The organism is Streptomyces sp. NBC_01166, assembly GCF_045039765.1.
GTDB lineage: Bacteria > Actinomycetota > Actinomycetes > Streptomycetales > Streptomycetaceae > Streptomyces.
Map to the genome: position 1 here is coordinate 6,799,634 of NZ_CP108613.1, position 20,913 is coordinate 6,820,546.

At 71.5% G+C, this 20,913-nt stretch carries 14 protein-coding genes; 12 read left to right on the forward strand and 2 right to left on the reverse strand.

The window, feature by feature from the left end; all coding sequences use genetic code 11:
* The first annotated feature begins 67 nt into the window (after positions 1 to 67).
* The 4 genes from OG379_RS31150 (at position 68) to OG379_RS31165 (ending at position 6,820) form a co-directional block, all read left to right on the forward strand.
* Positions 68 to 880 carry a type VII secretion system-associated protein gene (locus OG379_RS31150; RefSeq protein WP_405668712.1) on the forward strand — a complete coding sequence of 271 codons (813 nt, stop codon included), beginning with the start codon at positions 68 to 70 and terminating at the stop codon, positions 878 to 880.
* Positions 877 to 2,121: a ricin-type beta-trefoil lectin domain protein gene (locus OG379_RS31155; protein ID WP_405666324.1), complete on the forward strand. Its 1,245-nt coding sequence runs from the start codon at positions 877 to 879 to the stop codon at positions 2,119 to 2,121. The genes OG379_RS31150 and OG379_RS31155 overlap by 4 nt, the downstream gene beginning before the upstream one ends.
* Before the next feature lie 146 nt (positions 2,122 to 2,267).
* On the forward strand, positions 2,268 to 5,585 hold the full coding sequence (locus tag OG379_RS31160) for a right-handed parallel beta-helix repeat-containing protein (protein WP_405666326.1): 3,318 nt from the start codon (positions 2,268 to 2,270) through the stop codon (positions 5,583 to 5,585).
* Positions 5,582 to 6,820, forward strand: a complete 1,239-nt coding sequence (locus OG379_RS31165; protein ID WP_405666327.1) for a S8 family serine peptidase — start codon at positions 5,582 to 5,584, stop codon at positions 6,818 to 6,820. The genes OG379_RS31160 and OG379_RS31165 overlap by 4 nt, the downstream gene beginning before the upstream one ends.
* Before the next feature lie 90 nt (positions 6,821 to 6,910).
* Here OG379_RS31165 and eccCa read toward each other — a convergent pair whose 3' ends face one another.
* Entirely contained in the window at positions 6,911 to 10,927 is a 4,017-nt protein-coding gene (gene eccCa, locus OG379_RS31170; protein WP_405668713.1) for a type VII secretion protein EccCa, read from the reverse strand.
* 454 nt (positions 10,928 to 11,381) lie between these two features.
* Here eccCa and eccD point away from each other — a divergent pair, with 454 nt between their 5' ends.
* Both eccD and eccB read left to right on the forward strand, forming a co-directional pair.
* Complete coding sequence (eccD, locus tag OG379_RS31175) at positions 11,382 to 12,788, forward strand: type VII secretion integral membrane protein EccD (protein WP_405666329.1); 1,407 nt, start codon at positions 11,382 to 11,384, stop codon at positions 12,786 to 12,788.
* 48 nt (positions 12,789 to 12,836) lie between these two features.
* Positions 12,837 to 14,417: a type VII secretion protein EccB gene (gene eccB, locus OG379_RS31180; RefSeq protein WP_405666331.1), complete on the forward strand. Its 1,581-nt coding sequence runs from the start codon at positions 12,837 to 12,839 to the stop codon at positions 14,415 to 14,417.
* A 104-nt stretch (positions 14,418 to 14,521) separates the two neighbouring features.
* Here eccB and OG379_RS31185 read toward each other — a convergent pair whose 3' ends face one another.
* Positions 14,522 to 14,737, reverse strand: coding sequence for a hypothetical protein (locus OG379_RS31185; protein WP_405666333.1), 216 nt, complete (start codon positions 14,735 to 14,737; stop codon positions 14,522 to 14,524).
* A 127-nt stretch (positions 14,738 to 14,864) separates the two neighbouring features.
* Here OG379_RS31185 and OG379_RS31190 point away from each other — a divergent pair, with 127 nt between their 5' ends.
* The 6 genes from OG379_RS31190 (at position 14,865) to OG379_RS31215 (ending at position 20,832) form a co-directional block, all read left to right on the forward strand.
* The gene (locus OG379_RS31190) at positions 14,865 to 15,200 is read left to right on the forward strand and encodes a hypothetical protein (protein WP_362933365.1); all 336 of its coding nucleotides are present in this window, start codon (positions 14,865 to 14,867) and stop codon (positions 15,198 to 15,200) included.
* Between the two features lie 88 nt (positions 15,201 to 15,288).
* Entirely contained in the window at positions 15,289 to 15,597 is a 309-nt protein-coding gene (locus tag OG379_RS31195; protein WP_362933362.1) for a WXG100 family type VII secretion target, read from the forward strand.
* A 138-nt stretch (positions 15,598 to 15,735) separates the two neighbouring features.
* Positions 15,736 to 16,209, forward strand: coding sequence for a type VII secretion system-associated protein (locus OG379_RS31200; RefSeq protein ID WP_405666335.1), 474 nt, complete (start codon positions 15,736 to 15,738; stop codon positions 16,207 to 16,209).
* Between the two features lie 126 nt (positions 16,210 to 16,335).
* A complete protein-coding gene (locus tag OG379_RS31205; protein WP_405666337.1) occupies positions 16,336 to 19,824 on the forward strand; it encodes an AAWKG family protein in 3,489 nt (1,162 codons plus the stop codon).
* Between the two features lie 181 nt (positions 19,825 to 20,005).
* Complete coding sequence (locus tag OG379_RS31210; protein ID WP_405666339.1) at positions 20,006 to 20,461, forward strand: YbaB/EbfC family nucleoid-associated protein; 456 nt, start codon at positions 20,006 to 20,008, stop codon at positions 20,459 to 20,461.
* A 2-nt stretch (positions 20,462 to 20,463) separates the two neighbouring features.
* Complete coding sequence (locus OG379_RS31215) at positions 20,464 to 20,832, forward strand: hypothetical protein (RefSeq protein ID WP_405666341.1); 369 nt, start codon at positions 20,464 to 20,466, stop codon at positions 20,830 to 20,832.
* Positions 20,833 to 20,913 lie beyond the last annotated feature (81 nt).

Consider the following 20,913-nt stretch of genomic DNA (forward strand, 5'->3'; position numbering starts at 1 on the left):
AATGTCGGCGTGCGCTCATATCGTTCGGCACTCAAGGATTCGTACGGACCCAAGAGTTCAGGTGGAGATGCGGCCCGGAGAACGGCAAGAGGGCGGGCAGGGCGCTCAGTCATTCGTGCCTGATGCCTCCGCTCCGTCCGCTGACCGTCAGTCACTCGCAGCCGGTGCCGACGAGGTTGCCGACCTGCCCGAGATACCCGAGGCCGTGCGGGACGCCGCCCGCCAGGCGCCGGGGCACTGGATCGGGGTGGCGGATCCGGAGTGGGCCGAGGACCGGACGCCGCCGGAGTGGGCGGTACTGGGGGAGTGGCGGTCGGACGACGAGGGGAGCGTGGGGGAGTACCGCTCCAATCCCGTGTACCGCCCCTCGGCGCGGATGCTCGGCTGGCCTGAGCCCACCGACCCGGTGGACGCGGCGGCGCAGCGAGCCGCCACCGGCTACGGCACGGTGGAAGCGGCGCTCGCGGCGCTCGCGGACGCGGACATCACCGTGGTGCGCCGACCGGACGGTGGGCCGCTCATGGCCGCCGGGCGGGACGGGGTCCCTGTGGTGCTGTTGTTCACCTCGCCGGCACACGAGTTCATGTCCACGGCACTTCACCATGACACGCTGCCGGCAGAAGAGCTGGTGCGCTCGCTGAGCGATCCCGGCACGCTGTTGATGGTCAACGCCGGAGCCGCGGCGCCCCTGCTCGTGCCGGCAGGCAGTCTGCCCGTCCCCGTCCGCGCGGCGGGTGGCGAGAAGGCGCCCGCCGACGAGATGACCGAAACACCTTCCGGCGCGGCGGATCGTGCCGGTGCTCCGGCCGCGGGCCCCTCCGCGGACCGGGCCGACAGCCCTTCTGAACCCTGGCCCCACACCACAGGGAGAACCCCGTGACGCGTTCGGCTCAGCAACCCCCTGCCTCCCCGCGGGTTCGCGCGGAGTCCGGTTCCGAGAGCGAGGAGACGGCTTCGGCCGCCCTTGCCGAGCCCAGGTCCGAGACCGAGCCCAAGTCCGAGCCCGGGCCGAGGTCCGAGACCGAGCCCAACTCCGAGCCCGAGCCGGCAGAGGCGAAGACCGGGGCGGAGGCCCGCGCGGAAGCAGGTAAGGCGGAGGAGACGCCGAAGGCCGGTGCGGAAGCCGGCGAGGCCGAGAAGAAGACCAGCGAGGGCGCGACCACCGAGCCCGAGTCCGAGCCTCGGACCGGGACCTCCTCCGGGACCCGGTCCGAGGCCGACCCCGATCCCGACCCCGGTGCGGCTGCCGCCGCCCAGAGCCGGCTGCCCGGACTCGTGCGTACCATGACCGCCACCGCGATCGGCCGACCGCAGCAGACCGGGCCGGTGGGGCGACCGGGCAAGGCCGTGCTGGCAGGGGCCGCGATCGCGGGCGCGCTGCTCGTGTCGGTGCCGTTCCTGGTGCTCGCCGCGGACGACGACAAGGACCCCGAGCAGCCGGCCGTGGCGGCCGGGACCGTGCTCACCGGCAGCGGACAGGAGACGCCGGGCGAGTTCGCGGTGACCCCGACCGAGGCCGGTTCCCCGAGCACCGGCAAGAGCGGCACCGACAAGACCGGGAAGCCGGCGAAGACGGTGCCGCAAGCCCCCGCGTCCGCCACGGCGGCTGGCACGCCCAAGGAAACGCAGAAGAAGGACGACGCCGAAAAGCCGGCCGCGCCGAAGAAGCAGAGCACCGAGCAGAAGTCCGGCAGCACCAAGAACAAGCCGGCGGCCGCTCCTCCGGCCGTCACCTTCAGTGCCCCCGTCTCCTTCCGCAGTCATCTCTCGGGCCGTTGCATCGACGTACCGGGCCACGACTTCAGCGACGGCAAGGCGCTGCACATGTGGGACTGCAACAACGCCGCCGCCCAGAAATGGCAGTTCGCGTCCGACGGCACCATCCGCATCCAGGGCCTGTGCCTGGACGTGGCCAACGCCAACTTCAGCGACGGCACCGTCATCCAGATCGCCCGGTGCAACGGCAACAACGCGCAGAAGTTCGCCCTGAACGGCGCGCACGACCTGGTCAACACCGTCGTCGGCATGTGCGTCGACATCGCGGGCGCCAACCGGGAGAACCGGGCAGCCCTGCAACTGCTGAAATGCTCGGGAAACCCCGCCCAGAAGTGGAGCACCTGACCGCGACCCTCGACGCCCGGAGCTGCGCTCCAGAACCCGCACGTCCCGGGGGCGAGGCATGATGGCACCGTCGGCTCCCCGACACGCGTCCCCGGCGAAGAGGGGGACGCTCGCTGAAGACGTTGCCTTAGCAAGGAGGTTGGTGCGTGTCGCGCCAGGTACTGTCGGTCGGCCCCGATAGCAGGGACCGCTACCGGACGATCGGTGAGGCACTCGCCGCTGCCCGTACCGGTGCGCTCATCAGCGTCCGGCCCGGGACGTACGCGGAGAACCTCGTCATCCACACCAGGGTCACCCTCACCGCCGCCGACGGGCGGGGCACCGTGGAGATCCGGCCGCGTTCGGGCAGCGCGGTCGCGCTGCGCGCCGACGCCGTGATGCTCTCCGAGCTGACCCTGCGCGGCGGCGACGCCGAGCTGCCGACCGTGGACGTGCGGCGAGGTCAGGCCGCGTTCGACGGCTGCGAGATCGTCGGCGCCGCCTGGACCGCGATGCTGGCCGGGGGCACGGGTTCCCTCGCGCTGCGCGACTGCCGGGTGAGCAACCCCCAGGGCGCGGGCATCGTGGTGACCTCGAACGCGCCCACCACCGTGGAGTCCTGCACCTTCGAGCACCTGGGCACCAGTGGCATGGTCCTCGCGGAGCAGGGGGAGGCACGCATCCGTGACTGCACGGTGCGCGGCGCCCGGGGAAACGGCCTGCTCGCCAACGGTGAGGCCCGTGGCAGCGTCGAGGACTGCGACATCTCCTCCACCGACAAGCCCTCCATCGCCCTGGAGGAGAGCTGCGCCGTCTCGGTGATCCGCACCGTGGTGCACGACACCAGCACCGGTGTGCACCTGAGCAGCGCGGGCCGTACGACGCTCGAGGACGTCCGCGTCACCGGTGCCTCGGGGAACGGGATCACGCTGGCCAGGGGCACCGATCCTGTGTTGCGCCGCTGCCGCGTCTCGCGCACGCGCGGCCACGGCGTGCTGGTCACCGACCGGGCGCGCGGCACCTTCGAGGACTGCTGGGTGGACGGCGCGCAGGGCGCGGCTGTGAGGGTCGCCGGGGCGGCCTCCCCGGCGCTGACCGGTCTGACGGTCCGCGACTGCGACGGGGCGGGGCTGCTCCTGGAGGAGGACTCGGCGCCGGAACTGGACCGCCTGGAGGTGATCGGCGGTTCGCCCGCGGTCGCGGTGCTCGGCGGCGCCAACCCGCTGCTGCGCCGGGCCCGGCTGGTGGAGCCCACCGGCGACGGCATCGCTGCCACCAAGGACGCCAGGGGCCGCGTCGAGGACTGTGAGATCGTCCGGCCCAGGGGCGCGGGTGTGCGCGTGGCCTCGGGCAGCACCCTCTACCTGGCCGGTGGAGGGGTCTCCGACACCGCCACGAGCGGCCTGGTCGTGGAGGACGGGGGCAACGTCACCGTCCGCGACTTCCGCGTGGAGATATCCGGCGAGGACGGTGTGGTGGTCGCCGCGGGCGGCGAGCTGACCGCCAACCGCACCGCCGCGCACGCCCCCAAGGGACACGGCTTCCTGCTCCGTGAGGGCGCGCTCGCCTCGCTCAGCGGTTGCGAGGCCACCGGTGGCGCTCAGGACGGCTTCCGGGTGGAGTCCACCGCGCCGGTCTCGCTCGTCAACTGCCTCGCCCGCGAGAACGAGGGCGGCGGCCTGGTGCAGACCGCGCCCGGCGAACGACTCGCGGTGGAAGGCCTGAACAGTGTGGGCAACGGCAAGCGGGACGCCTGGGGCACCGGCAGCGCCGAGAACACCGACCCGGCCGGCTCCGGCGCTGCGGACGCGCCCGCGCCGGACCGCGCGGACGGCCCGCTCGGCGCCCTCAACGCGCTGATCGGCCTGGAGAACGTCAAGCAGCAGGTGGGCACCCTGGTCAATTTGACCCAGCTCGCCCAGCGCCGCGAACAACTCGGCATGTCCGCACCGCCGATGAGCAGACACCTGATCTTCGCGGGCCCGCCCGGCACCGGCAAGACCACCGTCGCCCGTCTGTACGGCGCGATCCTGGCCGAGCTGGGTTCGCTGCGCAGCGGGCACCTGGTGGAGGTCTCACGCGCCGACCTGGTCGCACAGATCGTCGGCGGCACCGCGATCAAGACCACCGAGACCTTCCAGAAGGCGCTCGGCGGTGTGCTGTTCATCGACGAGGCGTACACCCTCACCTCGGACAGCGGTAACGGCGGCGCCGACTTCGGCCGCGAGGCGGTGGACACCCTGCTGAAGCTGATGGAGGACCACCGCGACGACGTGGTGGTGGTCGCGGCCGGCTACTCCCGTGAGATGAATTCCTTCCTCGGCTCCAACCCGGGCCTGGCCTCCCGTTTCTCGCGGACCGTCGAGTTCGAGAACTACTCGGTGCCCGACCTGGTCGCGATCATGGAGAGCATGTGCGCCCAGCACCAGTACGAGCTGGGCGAGGGAACAGCGGCGGCGCTGGCCGCGCACTTCGGGGCGATGCCGAGGGACGCCGGCTTCGGTAACGGCCGTGCCGCACGGGGGGTGTTCGAGGAGATGGTGGACAGGCAGGCGGTCCGGCTCTCCGCGCAGCCGCAGGTCAGTGAACGCGATCTCCGGCTGCTGCTGCCGGACGACGTCTCCGCCACCGCCGCCGCGGCGGCCACCGGCACCGCAGCGCCGGACGACGACCCGCTGACCCGTCTCGGCGACATGATCGGCCTGGCCGAGGTGAAACGGGAGGTGGCGGACCTGGTCAACCTCATCACCACAGCCCGCCACAGGGCCGCGGCCGGGCTGCCGGTCCCCTCGCTCAGCAACCACCTGGTCTTCACCGGCCCGCCCGGCACCGGCAAGACCACGGTCGCCCGTCTCTACGGGGAGGTCCTGACCCAGCTGGGCATCCTCGACAGGGGTCAGCTGATCGAGGCCGCCCGCGCCGACCTGGTCGGCCGCTACATCGGCCACACCGCCCAGCTCACCCGCGAGGTCTTCGAGCGAGCACGCGGCGGCGTGCTGTTCATCGACGAGGCGTACACCCTCACCCCGCGCGGCGCGGGCGCGGACTTCGGCCAGGAGGCGGTGGACACCCTGCTGAAGCTGATGGAGGACCACCGCGACGAGGTGGTCGTCATCGTCGCCGGCTACACCGACGAGATGGAACGCTTCCTCGGTTCCAATCCGGGCCTGGCCTCCCGCTTTCCGCGCCGGATCGCTTTCGCCGACTACTCCTCCGAAGAACTGGTCACCATCGTGCGCGCGCAGGCCGCGAACATGGGCTACGAGTGCGGGCCCGGTACCGGCCCGTTGCTCAAGGAGTACTTCGACGGGCTGCCGAGGGACCGCTCCTTCGGCAACGCCCGCCTGGCCCGTCAGGTGGTCGAGTCGATGGTCACCCGCCAGGCGGGACGGCTCAGCTCGCTGGCCGCGCCCACCCTGGACGACCTGCGCATCCTCCGCCCCGAGGACGTCACGGCCGCGGCACCGAAGGTGACTCCCCGGTGACGCCGCCCGCCCGCCGGGCCGCCCGCCTGCTGTCCGGCGCCGGTATCGCCGCCGCCCTGCTGCTGCCCGCGGCCCTCCCGGCCCAGGCGACGCCCCCCTCGCGCATACCGGCGGCCGACGGAACGAAGGGCCAGGAACTGCCCGGTATGCCCTCCGCACTCGATCCGGAGGCCGAGGAGGTGGCCTGCACCCCCGCTTCCCAGGAGCAGGCGAAGAAGCAGGACTGGTCACGTCAGCGCCTCGACCTGGACCGGCTGCACGGGCACAGCACCGGCGAGGGCATGACCGTCGCACTGATCGACACCGGAGTCGCCACCGGGGCCGCCGGCCTCGACGGCCGGGTCTCGGCCCAGGGCGCGGCCGGTGACGACTGCGTCGGGCACGGCACCTTCCTGGCCGGGCTGATCGCCGGGACCGGCGGGGACAACGCGCAACTGGCCGGGGTCGCCCCGAACGCGAAGATCCTGGCCCTGCGCGGCACAGACCCGCGTGGGCAGGCCAGTCCCGCTCTGGTGACGGAGGCGCTGCGCGAGGCGACCGCGGCCCGGGCCGATGTGATCGCGGTCGCGGTGGCCCTGCCGCGCCGGGACGCGGCGCTGACCCGTGCGGTGGCCGAGGCCCGCCGCGCGGGCGTGGTGGTGGTCGCCGCGGCCACCCCGGACCCGCCCCGGAACGGTACCGACGAGATCCCGTCCCGTACCTACTGGCCGGCCGGGGAACCAGGCGTCCTCTCGGTCGCCGACATGCTTCGCACCGGCGTCCGCCCGGACGGCTCCCTGCGCACCGACGGCATCGACCTGGTCGCCCCCGGCGCCGGGGTGGTCTCCGGCGGCCCGCGCGGCGACGGCCACTACCTCGGCGCGGGCGCCTCGGTGGCCACCGCCTACGCGGCCGGGGCTGTCGCGGTGGTTCGTGCCGCCTATCCGGGGGAGGCGCCCGACGACGTCATCCGCCGTCTGACGGCCACCGCCTACCCCGCCGACATCCCTCAGCTCGACCCCTATGCCGCCGTCACCACGGTCCTCGGCGCCCCCGCTCCATCCGTCGGCGGCGAGCGCGCCGCCGATCCCGTGACCGTACGCGACACCGCTGCCGCCGACCGCGCCACCAGCCGTGCCACGCTCCTCGTCCTCCTCGGCGGCGCCGCCGTCCTCGCCGTCCTCTGGGCAGGTTTCGCCGTCTCCCGGGCCCGCGCCCGGGGCTGGCGTCCGGCGGGAGCGGGCGGTACGGAATGAGCAGAAGCGCGGAGCACGACGGCTGAAGCCGCGAGCACGACACCCTCCCGAGGCGGTCCGCGGGAGGGTGTCGTCGTGTGCGAACCCGGGCTACTGCCCCTGGTTCTCCTCGACCAGCGCCGTCTGCATCAGCCGCGGCTTGCGGCGGGCGATGTGAAGGGCTCGGCCGGGAGGCAGGTTGAGGGGCTTCGCGTTGCCGAAGAGACGGCCTTCCGTGGGCGGGCACGAGAGCAGGACGGCGGGGTTGTTGGCCTCGTCGAGGCGGCGGATGAGGGCATCGCTGAGGCCGCGGCCGGCGCCCATCGCGCTGCGGGCGACGACCAGGTGCAGACCCATCTCGAAGCCGAGGGTGAGGTTTTCGAAGAGCGGCTCGAAGGGGCTCTGGAAGGAGTTGCCCGAGACCATGTCGTAGTCGTCGACCAGGACGAAGAGACGCGGTCCGGTCCACCAGTCGCACTGGCGCATACGGCCGGGTGCGATGTCCGCGCCGGGGACACGGGTCTTCATGGCGCGGGCCGCACCCTCGATGGTTTCCTTGAGGTTGTCCAGGGAGATCACGTGCCCGATGCGGTACTCCTCCGGGATGGCGTCCACCAGGGTGCGGCGGTAGTCCACCGCGATGATCTTCGCCTCGCTCGGGGAGTAGCGGGCGGTGATGCCCTTGGTGACGAGGCGCAGCAGGTTGGTCTTGCCGCTCTCGGTGTCGCCGACCGCGATCAGGTGCGGCGTACGGCTGAAGTCGTGCCAGACCGGCTCCAGGGAGTCCTGGTCGATGCCGAGCGGAAGACGCATGCCGCCGCCCTCGGTGGCCTCGGGTGCGGGTAGTTCGGCGAGCGGGAGCCGGTGAGGCAGCATCCGGACCTGTGGGGCGGGTGCGCCGGACCAGTGCCGGGCGACTTCGGCGACCAGGTGGGCGACACCTTCGCCGAGGTCGTCGAGGGAGCCGCTGCCGTCCAGACGGGGCAGGCCGGCGAGGAAGTGCATCTTGCTGTCGGCGGTGATGCCCCGGCCGCCGCTGCGTGGCACCGAGCGGGCCTTGCGGGTGTCGATCTCGGAGTCCATCGGGTCGCCCATCCGCAGTTCGAGGCGGGTGGCGGCCTGGTCACGGACCTGGGCGGACAGCTCCACCCAGCGGGTTGTGGTGATGATCAGGTGGATGCCGTAGTTGAGTCCGCGGGCGGCGAGTTCGTTGAACTTCGGGATCAGGTCGTCGTAGTCCTGACGGACCGTGGACCAGCCGTCGACCACCATGAACACGTCTCCGAAGGGCTCGTCGGGGAACTCCCCGGCGGCCCGGCGGCGGCGGTAGGACTGCATGGAATCGAGGGTGTGGTCCACGAAGAACTGCTCGCGGCGGGCGAGCAGCGTCATCACCTCGGCGACGGCCCGGTGCACCCGCTCGGGGTTGAGCCGTGCCGCGACACCGCCGACGTGCGGGAGAGCGGCGAGCTGTGAGAGGCCGCCACCGCCGAAGTCCAGGCAGTAGAACTGGATCTCGGCGGGGGTGTGGGTGAGGGCGAGAGCGGTGATCAGCGTGCGGGTGAGGGTGGACTTGCCGCTCTGTGAGCCGCCCGCGACGGCGACGTGGCCGCCCGCTCCGGAGAGGTCCACGACCAGCGGGTCGCGGCGCTGCTCGAAGGGCTTGTCCACGAGGCCGACCGGGACCCGCAGCCCCCCGGCGCCGGGCCAGCCGCCGGCGGTGAGGCCCCGGTCAGGATCGGGGGCGATGCCGGGCAGCAGGGCGTCCAGCGGGGACGGCTCCCTCAGCGGCGGCAACCACACCTGGTGGGCGGCGAGACCCGAGTCGCGCAACCGGTCGAGAGCCACGTCGAGCAGGGCCTCCTCGTCGCCGGTCTCCTCGGTCTCCGGCTCGGCCGCCGGCTCCAGGGTGCGCGGCACCACCCAGCCGCTGGTCCACGGCACCACCTGGCTGGCCACCCGGGCCTGCACCACCGCGCCGGTGCGGCGCCGGTACGTCCCGGAGGAATAGGCGGCGCGGAACCGGGTCAGGGCCTCCACGCCGGACTTCAGGTAGCCGCTGCCGGGCTGGGCCGGCAGCTCGTAGGCGTCCGGCACACCGAGCACGCCGCGGCTCTCCATGGCGGAGAAGGTGCGCAGACCGATGCGGTACGACAGATGACTCTCGAGCTGGTGCATGCGGCCCTCGTCCAGGCGCTGCGAGGCGAGCAGCAGGTGTACCCCGAGGGAGCGGCCGAGGCGGCCGATCATCACGAACAGATCCATGAACTCACGGTGGGCGGAGAGCAGCTCGCTGAACTCGTCGACCACGACGAACAGGCTGGGCAGCGGGGCGAGGTCCGCCCCGGCGGCGCGGGCCCGCTCGTACTCCAGGGCGGAGGTGTAGTTGCCGGCGGAGCGCAAGAGTTCCTGCCGGCGGATGAGTTCGCCGTGCAGGGCGTCCTGCATGCGTTCCACCAGCGCGACTTCGTTGGCGAGGTTGGTGATGACGGCGGAGGTGTGCGGGAGTTCCTCCAGGCCGAGGAAGGTGGCGCCGCCCTTGAAGTCGACCAGGATGAAGTTGAGCGTCTCCGACGAGTTGGTCAGGGCGAGGCCGAGGACGAGGGTGCGCAGGAGTTCGCTCTTGCCGGAACCGGTGGCACCGATGAGCATGCCGTGCGGACCCATGCCGCCCTGCGCGGACTCCTTGATGTCGAGCTCCACCGGGCGGCCGTCCACACCGACCGCGATCGGCACCCGCAGCCGGGCGGAGCCGGTGTGCCGGTCGAAGAGGGTCCGCGGTTCGTGCCGGTGCAGGTCGGGGATGCCGAGCAGAGTGGTCAGCTCGACATCGGTGTCCAGCGGCTGCGCGATGTCGGTGCCCAGGCTCATCCGGCGGGAGGTGACCAGCCTGGCCAGGGACTCCGCGCCGAGCGGGCCGAGCCGGTCCGGCCGCCCGAGCGGCACGGAGCGCTCCTTGCGGCTGCGGTCGGTGCGTACCAGGTTCACCTCGTCGGGACCGACGGTCAGCCGCAGCGTGTTGCGGCCGGGGCGCCAGCGGAGCGCCCCGGAGATGTCGAGGGCGAGGGCGTTGCGATAGCCGTGCCCCTCCCAGCGGTGCCCCTCGGGGACCGTGACGCCGTCCAGGACGACGACCGTGTAGGGCTCGTCGCGGCCGGGGCGTGCGTCGGGGTCGAAGTCGGGGCGTTCGGCGAACTCGGCGCCGAGCAGATCGTCCAGCTCGTTGAGATCGGAGGTGATCCGGCGGACCTGGCCCGCACCGTCCTCCTCGTGCGGGTCCAGGGTGTGCGGCAGCCACTTGACCCACTCCCAGTCGGGCCGCCGCTCGTCGCTGACGCAGAAGGCGAGCCACAGCTCCTCGGGAGCGTGGAACACCGCGAGCTGTCCGAGCACGGCGCGCACCAGGGCGCGTACCGCATCGGCGCCGGGGTCGACGGCCCGGCCGCCCTCCGCCCCGCCGCTCTCCCCGGGCGACGCGGCGCCCGGAACGGCGGGCTCCTGGTCCGGTGCCCCCTCGGGGCGCAGCATGATCCGGGCCGACGAGCGCAGATAGAGGCCGAGGGGCTGGTCGGGGATGGTGGAGTAGGCGCGGATGAAACGGCGCAGCGCATGCGCGCAGAGGGGTTCGAGGTCCTCCACCGGGCGGGTGGAGACCGGGTCCAGGGTGAGTGCGAGCTGCTGTTCACCCACGGCGAGACGGACCTCACCGAAGTCCTCGTCGGCCGGGCGGCGTTCCCACAGCCGGGAAGTGCGGGTCAGCGAGCGGAGTGAGCCGGGCTCCGGGTGGCGCCAGGCGAGAGCCCGCTGCTGCTCCGCGATGGTGGTCCGGACCCGCTTGCGGGTCTGCGCCAGGTAGCGGAGGTAGTCGCGTCGTTCGCCCCTCAGGCGCTGCTTGCGCTCGCTGGAGCGGCGCATCAACTGACCCAGCAGCATGGCACCGGCGGAGAGCGCCATGACGCCCATCGCCAGATACATGAAGACGCCGTTCCCGCCGCCGGGCCGCAGGAACATGAGCATCATCGACACCGACATCAGTGCCATCGGCAAATAGGTCCATATTGCCGAAGTGTCCGGCACGCTCTCGGCGAGGACCGGCGGCTCCTGGAGGGTCAATTGCCCCTCGGGCATCTCCGGTCCGCGCCGACGGGCCGGCCGACGAAACAGCACCACACTCAAGGGAACAGAACCTCCGGTTTTACGGCTTTCCGGCCCGTACCGAATACCGGTGCACCCGGTAGTGGGAAAGACCGCACCGCGCTGATTCTCCGGGTCCCGCGTGGCGCGGTGAACGCCGGGTGAATGTTTCGGGCGGACAGATGGGGGAGGAGCAACTCCCTTGATGGCAATTGCATACCGGATAGTGAGTCCGGTCCGCAATACGACCCGGTGGTCGTAGGCAGTAGTCTGCATTCACGGAACGCGAACTGTCCACGCGGGACCGGTCGTCGCCGGGCGCGCCGACGTAATTTCCTTGCCAGGCAGCCGTTCCCGGGCGTGCGGACCTTCCGTACTGTTCGCACATCCCCTCGCCCCGGGGCGAGACCTTCTGCCAAAGCCTCCACGGAAGCCGAGAGTTCAGCTGATGACCGACAGTGCGGTGGCCGAATCGTGCCGCCTGACCGTACGGGCGCCGAGCGTCACCGTTGATCTGGCCGTGCCCGCCGATGTACCGGTCGCCGACCTGCTGCCCACCCTGCTGCGTTACGTCGGCGAGGAGGCGGAGGAGGCCGGACTCGACCACGCGGGCTGGGTGCTCCAGCGGCTCGGCGACGCCCCGCTCGACGAGGAGACCACCCTGGCCCGCGCCGGGCTCTCCGACGGTGAGGTGCTCTACCTCCGCCCGCACACCGAGGCGTTGCCCGAGGCGCGACTCGACGACCTGGTGGACGGGATAGCCGACACCGCGGGCCGGCGGCTGCACACCTGGCACCCCGGGGCGTCCCGCGGCCTGTTGGCGGGCACAGCGGTGGCCACCGTGGCGGCCGCTCTTCTGATGGTTTTCTGGCCGGGGGTCTCCGGCTCCGCCTCCTCCCGGGCGGCCTGCGCGGCCGTGGCCGGAGTGCTGCTGCTCGCGGGCGCGGGCTCCGCCAGCCGCGCGGTCGGCGACCGCCTCTCCGCGACCGCGCTCGGGCTTCTGGTCGCCCCGTGCCTGGCACTGGCCGGCTGGGTGCTGCCCGGCGGCGACGTGACCGGCCCGGACGCCACGCAGGTCGTGGGCGCACGGCTGCTCGCGGCCGGCGCCGCGGGCGCGGGCGGGGCGGTCATCGCGCTCGCCGTCACCGCGGTCGGCGCCCCGGCCCTGCTGGCTACCGCGGTGGTCTCCGTGGCCACCGCCGTCGCCGGGGCCCTGATGGGGTACACGGGCCTGGGCGCACCGGCCGCGGTGGCGCTGGTGGCGGTGGTCGTCGCGCTCGCCGCCGGGACGGTGGCACCGTTCGCCTTCAAGCTCGCCGGGATGCGGATGCCCGCCCTGCCGTCCTCCGCCGGCCAGCTCCAGGAAGGCATCGACCCCTACGCGGGCGACGAGGTCGCCGAACGCACCGAACTGGCCGGGCGCTGGGTCGCAGCGCTCTTCGCCGCGACCGGCATCATCGCCGCGGCCGCCCTGGTCGTCCTCGCCGAACACCCCGACCTGCCCGAGGTACTGACCGCACTCGCGCTGAGCCTGCTGCTGCTCCTGCACTCCCGCGGTCTGGTGCACACCGGGCAGCGGCTGACCCTGGCGGTGCCCGGAATCTGGGGGCTGCTGCTGCTCGCCCGAGCCTGGGCGGTGGACAGCGAAGGCGAGGGGCGCCTGGTGGTCTTCGCGGTGCTGCTCGCCGCGGCGGCCGGACTCGTGACCGCCTCCTGGACAGTGCCCGGTCGCCGGGTGCTGCCGTACTGGGGCCGTACGGCCGAACTGGCCCACACGCTCTTCGCCGTCGCGCTGCTGCCGCTCAGCCTGTGGGTGGCGGGCCTCTTCGGCTGGCTGCGCGGACTGTTCGGCTGAGTGCACCCGCACGCAGGGACATGGGTAACGAGTTGTTGAGGAGAGGCAGTGCAGTCCAAGCGCGACCAGGTACAGGCCCACAGTTTCATGATGGGCAGACTCAGCTCGGGTCTGCTGACGGCCGATCCGGACGCCGCGGAGAGCCCCCTCGGGCGCACCACCCGAGGGGTGGTCTTCGGCGTACTGGTGACCGTCCTGATCGGCGCGGGCGCCACCGTCTTCGGGCTGCTGCGCCCGGGCGGGAACGACGGCTGGCGTGACGGTGAGCACCTGGTGGTCAACCGCGACACCGGTGCCCGGTACCTGTGGACCGGCACCGACGGCGTACTGCACCCGGTGCGGAACTACGCCTCGGCGCGGCTGATCGGAGGCTCCGACCTGGCGACCGCGGACGTCGCCACCGCCTCGCTCCAGGACGTCCCCGTGGGGGCCCCGGCCGGCATACCCGGCGCGCCGGACGCCGTGCCCGGCCCCGGCCAGCTCGACGGCGGCGCCTGGCACATGTGCGTCACCGGTCCTGACGGGGCGCTGCCCAGCACGTCGGGCGCCGTGTCCGGTACCGGTGTGGACAAGCCGGGGGTCACCACCGTGGTCGCCGGGGCGCCGCTGGACTCCCAAGGCATCGGCGGGGACCGCGGGGTGCTCGTACGCGGCCCGGGTGACGACGAGTACCTGGTGTGGCGGGGCAGCAGGCTGCCTCTGGACCGCGCCTCCGACGCCCGCAACGCCCTCGGCTACGGCTCCGAGACGCCGATGCCCGTCTCGGCGGCCTTCCTCGACGCGCTGGCGCCCGGCCCCGCCCTGAAACCGCCCGCGGTTCCGGGGCGCGGTGAGGAAGGCCCGGCCCTCGGCGGCGAAGTCAGCCGGATCGGCCAGGTCTTCAACGTCAGCGTGCCCGGCGGCGGCAGCACCTACCACCTGCTGCAGAAGGACGGGCTGGCGCCGCTGACCCGGCTCGGCGCGGCCCTGGTGCTGGGCGACCCGGCCACCCAGAAGGACGCCTACCAGGGGCAGTCGCCCGAGGCGCGCGCCGTCGGCGCGGACGCGCTGCGCACGCACCGGGCGAAGGACTCGGTCGCCGCCGGGTCCGCGGAACTGCCGGACAAGCCGCCGGTCCCGCAGTCCGCGCCGCGCGGCACCGCGCTCTGCGCGCAGGTGGACGGCGACGACGGCGGCACCCGCATCAAGTCGGTCCTGGCCCCGCTGACCCGGCTCGCCCCGGTCGTGGTCTCGGAGGGCACCGCTCAGCCGCTGAGCCCTGCCTGTGTCAGGACGGACGCCACAGTGGTACGGCCAGGGCACGGCGCCCTGGTCCGCGCCCTGAACGCGAGCGGCGCGGCGCACGCCGGCACCACCTATCTGGTGGCGGACAACGGCGTGAAGTACCGCGTACCGGCCAAGGAATCGCTGGCCGCCCTCGGGTACGCGGAGGGAGACATCGGCTCGGTCCCGGCACCGCTGCTCGCCGCCCTTCCGACCGGCGCGGACCTCGACCCGGCCGCGGCCTCCGGCGCCTCGAAGCCCAGGGTCACGGCTCCGCAGTGCGGTGCCGAGGTGCCGGAGGGTGACCAGGAGGCGGACAAGGCAGACACCGGGGGCGCTCCCGGCGTAGCCGACTCCGCATCCTGATCCGGTCAAAAGGTGTATACGGCATCGAAGAAATGGAAAAGGTGGCAGACGGATAACTCCGTGCCGTAGGGCCGATTTTTCGCGGCCCAACGCGAGTGGGAACCTCAGATAAAGCTCAGATATTCGCCCCGGCCGTTGCCCGTGGAATCCCGTGGATGCGCGCACATGCCCGTAAACGGGCGGCCCGGATGACCGTTCGCCTGTTTTGGCTGCCCGTTTTCCGGGGCAGTCGCGTTGCCCTGCTGCGAGTTGGCCGCCCTCGGTCCGAGGTCCGGGCGCGGGTTCATCCCGCGGAAACATTGGAACAACTTCGTTGCCATGTAGGGATTCTGCTGAGCTGACCTATGCTCAAATCTTTCCCACACGCGTTGCGCGGAACGCCGGGTTCTCTTTAGCCTCGGCGGGGCAACGGTGCGACAAGACTGGCCTGTAGGAAGGGAGCGCGACATGGCGGACACTGGCGCAAGGAAAGCGGACTATGCCAAGGGCTTGGGAGGTGTCTCCTCCCTGGAGTCGGCCCGGAGCGCAGTCGAGAAGATCCAGAACAACGTCGCCGAGATCGCCGCGCGTTCGGGCGTCGGCGGCGACGAGGGTCAGGCCCTGCTGAAGCTCTTCCGGAGCTGGAACGGCGAGGCGCAGAAGGTCGTCGTCCAGATCAGCAAGATGGTCGAGGCGCTCCAGGAGAACGTGACCTCGGCCGACCGTCTGGCGAAGGAGAACCAGGACCTGACCGAGGTACTCAACAGCAAGACCAGCCAGGGCGTCTTCGAAGCGCTGCGCTGACCCACCCCCGCGGCACCGGCCCCCGCAGGGAGGCCGGAACCGGTGAGCGGCCCGGGCCCCGGCGCCCGGCCATCCGAGAGGAGATGTCATGGCTGACGGCATCATCGATGTGCAGTACTCCACGGTCCGGAACGCGATCGAGGAGCTGAAGGGCCAGACCCAGCAGATCATCACGACCCTCAACAACCTGGAGGACGAGCTGAGGCCGCTCGTGACCTCCTGGGAGGGTGACGACCAGCAGATGTACCGCGGGGTCCAGGCCGAGTGGGACCAGGCCACCAAGAACATGGCGCTGCTCCTCGGCGACAGCGGCGAGCTGGTGCAGAGCATCCACGACAACCACTCCCGTGACGAGCGCAGGAGCGCCGACAACTGGGGCAGTGTGCGGGCCCGTTAGACCGCGGCCGGGGCTCGCCCTCCGCATCGACGGAGGGCGAGCCCCGGCCGTCCGTGCGCCCGCCGGGCCGTCGGCCCCGCAGGGGCCCGCCCGGCGCTCCGTACCCCCGTCCGGCACCGAACCGCAGGAGGACGTCCCATGGCTGGTGAGAAGGCCGACGTCAAGCATTTCGACCTCAAGCAGATGGAGAACTTCCGGGACAACGAGGTGCACCCGGCGTACACCGCCGCGAAGAAGTACCGCGAGGACGGCAACGGTTCCGACATCCGGCCGCTCGGTGCTCTCGTCGACGGGCACACCACCGAGGGCAACCTCGACCAGGACAAGCAGCTCCTGCGCATCGGCAAGATGGCCACGGAGAAACTGGTCTCGGGGCCGGCGCTGCTGGAGGACATCCGTACGGCCGCCACGGCCATCGACAAGCTGCTGGGCGACCAGATGGAGCTCTTCAAGGAGCTGAAGGCGGCGCTCACCGACACCATCGACGAGGCGAACAAGACGAAGGACAAGAACCTCGACGCGATCGACGCGCAGACGCTGCTCCAGACCTTCGAAGAGGTCGACACGCTCACCGGCGGATCATCGACGACGACGGGCGAGGAGAGCACCTGAGCCCGTGGCGCCCGTGCCGGCCGGCACCTCGGGCGCCCGGTGCGCCGTGTGCGGAACACTCCGCCGCGCACCCCACGAAGGCGCCGTGCGCCGACATGACCGACAATCGACCAGAAAGGGCGCCCGGTGGCGGAGGACGATCCGTTCAAAGACTCCAAGGACAGTATCGGAGAACTCAAGGACAAGTCGGACCTTACGACCGACACCTGGGCCACCCTGGTCACCCACATCACCGGCTATCCCGTGCCGGACCGCAGCACGATCTTCGACACACTCCGGTCCGACCACGGCGGCAAGCTCTTCCGCATGGACATCCAGGAACTCGACCTCAGCCTGGTCGCCAAGGACTCCGGCTTCCTCGTGAACAAGGGCGAGGACTACGACATCTATTTCTTCGACCGCGACAAGACGATGAGCATGATGCAGGCCCGCATCGTCTTCGAGGGGCGTGTAAAGGCCGGCGATGAAGTCATCTTCGCCCATCCCGGATCCGACAACGTCCACGACGCGGACGTCCGCGGAGGCAACGAGTTCACGGACTACAACAAGGACAAGATGAGCAGCATCCCGCTCGCCCGGTACATGAACGGGCCGCGGGCGGCGCTTCTCAAGCTGCTGGAAGGCAACACGACGGACGCCAGGTTCAGCGACCTGGGTGTGCCGGCGGCCAACATCGTGGACCTGACGTCCTTCAATTCCACCGGGGCCTCCTTCGACCACGCGGCCAAGTTCTTCAGGGAGCACGCCGAGCTGCTGAAGGACTGGGAGGACCGTTTCAGCCGGGACGACGCGAGCTGGAAGGGTGAGGCGGCCGACATCTTCCGCGGGCTGCTGAAGAAGGTCCGTGAGAACTACGACAGTTATGTCGAGACCTTCAACGCCACAGCCGGCACCGAGGGCGAGACCGGCACCGGCAAGACCGTCTACTCGCGCGCTCTGTCACTGGGCCGCACCTACCTGGAGAACGCGGCCAGGGAACTGCTGCAGGCGTGGCTCGACTGGGCCAAGTCCGACTACTACGACCCGCACAGGGTGCTGCGCTACGTCCTGGACGAACTCGCGTCCTGGGTGAACCAGAACAACGTGGGCATGACGGAGGTCATGGCAAGCAGCGGTGCAGGCTACTACTACGTCTACCACCGCCCGAAGGAAGGCTTCAGCCAGGGGCCCACGGAGCCGCAGATGAACTACGGCGACCTCACGGACAAAGCGAACTGGGCGAAAGTCGGCGACAGGGCGGTCAAGCTCTGGACCCAGGGCGTCGAACAGCACCTGGGCGCGGCAGCCGCGAAGGTGCAGTCGGCCCTGAACAACCATTTCCTCGATCTGGCCAACGACTTCTCCGACAACATCCCCGAACCCAAGTCGACCGGTACGGCCTCCGAGGACTACGCGGACAAGAAGCTGGACGACGCGAAGGACGAGGCGGACCGGAAAGCTGCGGAGGACAAGGCCTACGCGGACAAGTTGCGCGACGAGGCGAACGCGCAGCGGGCGGAGGACAAGGCGGAGGCGGACAAGCTGCGCGCCGAGGCGAACGCGCAGCGGGCGGAGGACAAGGCGTACGCGGAGAAGCTGCGGGCCGAGGCGGAGGCGCAGCGGGCGGAGGACAAGGCGGAGGCGGACAAGCTGCGCGCCGAACAGAAGGCAGCGGCCGATGAGGCCAAGCGCCAGGCCGACGAGCAGGCAACGGCCCTGGGGGAGAGCCTCGACGGCCTCAACGGCCCCGGCAACGGTTCCGGCGGCGCCAACGACCTGAACCTCAGCGGTCTCGACGACTTGCTGAACGGGAACAAGCCGGTCACGGAGAGCCTCGGTGACCTGGGTGGCCTGAACAACCCCGGCAGCGGGGGCCTCGGCGGCCTGGGTGACGTGAACAACCCTGGTGGCACGGGCAACAGCGGCCCCGGTGACGCGAACAAGGCGGTCACCGAGACCCTGAACAACCTGGGCGGCGAGATCGGGAACCAGCAAGGGGCCACGGCCCCGCCCCCGATAACCCAGCCCCTGGGCGGTCCCGGCACGTTCAGCAACAACCCGGGCGGGACCAACCGGGCCTCCGACGACGCCAACCGGGCCATCACCCAGAACCTCGGCAGCCTGGGCGATCTGAACAACGTCACCGGCGGTTCCATCGACACCCCCACCGGCGGCAGCACCCAACTCGACGGCGGCAAGCTCACGTCGGACTTCCCGGACGGCAGCAGCAGCACCTTCGACCCGGACAGCGGGCTGGTCACCACCACCCACCCGGACGGAAGCGTCACCACGCGAGACCTGGGCAACGGCACCGGAGTGACCAACCCGGACGGGTCGGTCACCTCGCTCGGCGACGACGGAAAGCTGACCACCACCTTCCCCGACGGCACCAGCCAGGTCGTCGACCCCACGACCGGCCAGGCCACCACCACCGATGCCGACGGCACCACCACCACCCAGAACCTCGGCAGCCTCGGCGACCTGAACGGGCGGAGCAGCCTCGGGGGCCCGACGGACCTGGGGGACCTCGGCGACATCAACGCGGACCTGCCCACCCAGTCGATCAGCGACCTGGACCTCGGGCGTCTGAACCCCGGCGGATCGGGCCTGGAGACTCCGACCGGCGGGCACACCGCGCTCGTCAACGACGACTTCGCCACCACGTTCCCGGACGGCAGCAAGGGCGTCTTCGACGCGGACACCGGGGCGTTCACCATGACCGGCCCGGACGGCTCCAGCGTGACCACCGACCTCACCCATGGTGCGACGGTGACCAACCCGGACGGTTCCACCACCGCCCTGGACAACGGCCAGCTGGCGAACACCTTCCCGGACGGCAGCAAGCAGATCATCGACCCGGACACCGGCATCGCCACCGTCACCGACGCGCAGGGCAGGACCGAGACGGTGAACCTGCACGACCTGAACCCGGCCGGTGGGACCGACAGTTCACGTATCCTCGACGGGCTCGGGGACCCAGGCGGCCTGAACGGGTCGAGCGGCCTGGGTGACCTGGGCGGGTCCAGCGGCCTGGGTGACCTCGGAGGCCTGAACGGGTCGAGCGGCTCCGGAGGCATCGATACCTCCGGCGGCTCCACCACCAGGGAGGTTCCGCTCTCCGACCTGGGTATCGGCGGGAGCCAGGCGGGCACCAGCGGCCTCGGCGGTGGTCTCTCCGGGACCGGCTCCCCCTCCACGGACGGCTTCGGCGCGGTCGACCCCCTCTCGGACGGCTCCGCAAGCAGCGCCGGCACCCCGGTCGCCGGCGCAGCCCAGCCCGGTACGCCAGGAGCACCGGGCACACCCGGCAGCCCCGGCATGCCGATGGGCGGCGGCATGGGCGGCATGGGTGGGGGCGGTGAGAAGGGCAACGGTGAGCGGGTGCGTGCCGTCCTGGTCGACGCGGCGGAGGAGAGCGAGCGCCGCAAGCGTCGCCGGCGCAGCCCGTGGAACCGGCAGGAGGAAGGCGACACCTTCCTGGCTCCGGCCTCCCGGGTGGCGACCACCGGCGGCGCCTCCTCCGAGGAAGAAGCCGAGCCGCGACGCGGCTCCACCAGTTCCGCCGGCTACCTGGAAGAGGACGAGGACGTGTGGGGCACCGAGGAGGGCGGCGCCCCGGCCGTGATCGGGCGGTGACGGCTGCTCAGGACGCCCGCTCTCACGGCGCGGAGACGAATCCCACCTGGTCCCGGGTTTCGTACTGGCGCCTTCACCAGGCAAGATCGACGGAGCGGTCGATGGGCCGGGGGCCAGGGCGGACGCCAGGACCAGGACGCCCGGACGCGCGAAGAGACCGACGGAACAGAGGGGAGCGGACGTGACGGAACCGCTGGAGAAGCGCCTGGAGAAGGCCATGGCCGAACTTCAGGCGGCCCAGGAGGCGGTCGCGCGCACCGAGCGCGAGCTGCGGACGGCTTCCTTCGCGGCGCTCTCCTCCGACCGTGCGGTGCGTGCCACGTCGGGCCCGCAGGGTGAGCTGACAGGGATCGAGTTCCTGGAGAACAAGTACCGCGACATGTCTCCGCAGGAGCTGGCCGCCAGCGTCCTGGAGGCGGCGGACGCGGCGCGCCTGAAGATGAACCGTCATGTGATGCAGGCGATGGCGCCCTTCGCCGAGCCCAGCAGCAACGTGCCGGAGCTGAAGGGCTTCGAACTGGACTGGGAGCGCATCTTCGGTCCTGAAGTGCTGCGCGAGGACGAGGAGGACCCGGCACGCGGTGGCCGGGCCGTTCCCGCCTGGCGGGACGCGCTCGGCGAAGAAGGAGAGGACTGACGATGGGACAGCGGTACTACGCAGACCCGGAGCGCATCGAGGCCCTGGCCGGTCAGCTGGAGGAGATCGGCGCCCTGACCAGGAGCATGACCGAGGAGTTCCTCGACGAGCTGGCACCCACGGTGAGCTGGCCCGGCACGGAGGGCGACTTCGCGGAGAAGGCCAAGCCGCAGGAACAGAAGGAGCGGCAGACCACCAAGGACACCATGATGTCCATCCGCGACGCACTGGTGGGCATCACCGACGCCACGGTCAGCCAGGTCCGGATGATGAAGGACACCCGCGACCACAACATCGAGCAAGTCGAGAAGGGCACCAGCCGCATCGACACCGACGGACTCGGCAGCTCGGGCGGGCATGGCCGCCGCTGACCTCCGCACCGCCGGCCGCTCCCGCACAACGCCGGGAGCGGCCGCTCCGTCCTGCCCGAGCGGTCTTCAGGGCGGCCCCCG

Coding starts and splice junctions, on each gene's coding strand:
- OG379_RS31150 (WP_405668712.1), top strand. CDS start 68: ATGCGGCCCGGAGAACGGCAAGAGGGCGGGCAGGGCGCTCAGTCATTC.
- OG379_RS31185 (WP_405666333.1), bottom strand. CDS start 14,737: ATGGCAACGAAGTTGTTCCAATGTTTCCGCGGGATGAACCCGCGCCCG.
- eccCa (WP_405668713.1), bottom strand. CDS start 10,927: ATGCCCGAGGGGCAATTGACCCTCCAGGAGCCGCCGGTCCTCGCCGAG.
- OG379_RS31195 (WP_362933362.1), top strand. CDS start 15,289: ATGGCTGACGGCATCATCGATGTGCAGTACTCCACGGTCCGGAACGCG.
- OG379_RS31215 (WP_405666341.1), top strand. CDS start 20,464: ATGGGACAGCGGTACTACGCAGACCCGGAGCGCATCGAGGCCCTGGCC.
- OG379_RS31200 (WP_405666335.1), top strand. CDS start 15,736: ATGGCTGGTGAGAAGGCCGACGTCAAGCATTTCGACCTCAAGCAGATG.
- OG379_RS31190 (WP_362933365.1), top strand. CDS start 14,865: ATGGCGGACACTGGCGCAAGGAAAGCGGACTATGCCAAGGGCTTGGGA.
- eccD (WP_405666329.1), top strand. CDS start 11,382: ATGACCGACAGTGCGGTGGCCGAATCGTGCCGCCTGACCGTACGGGCG.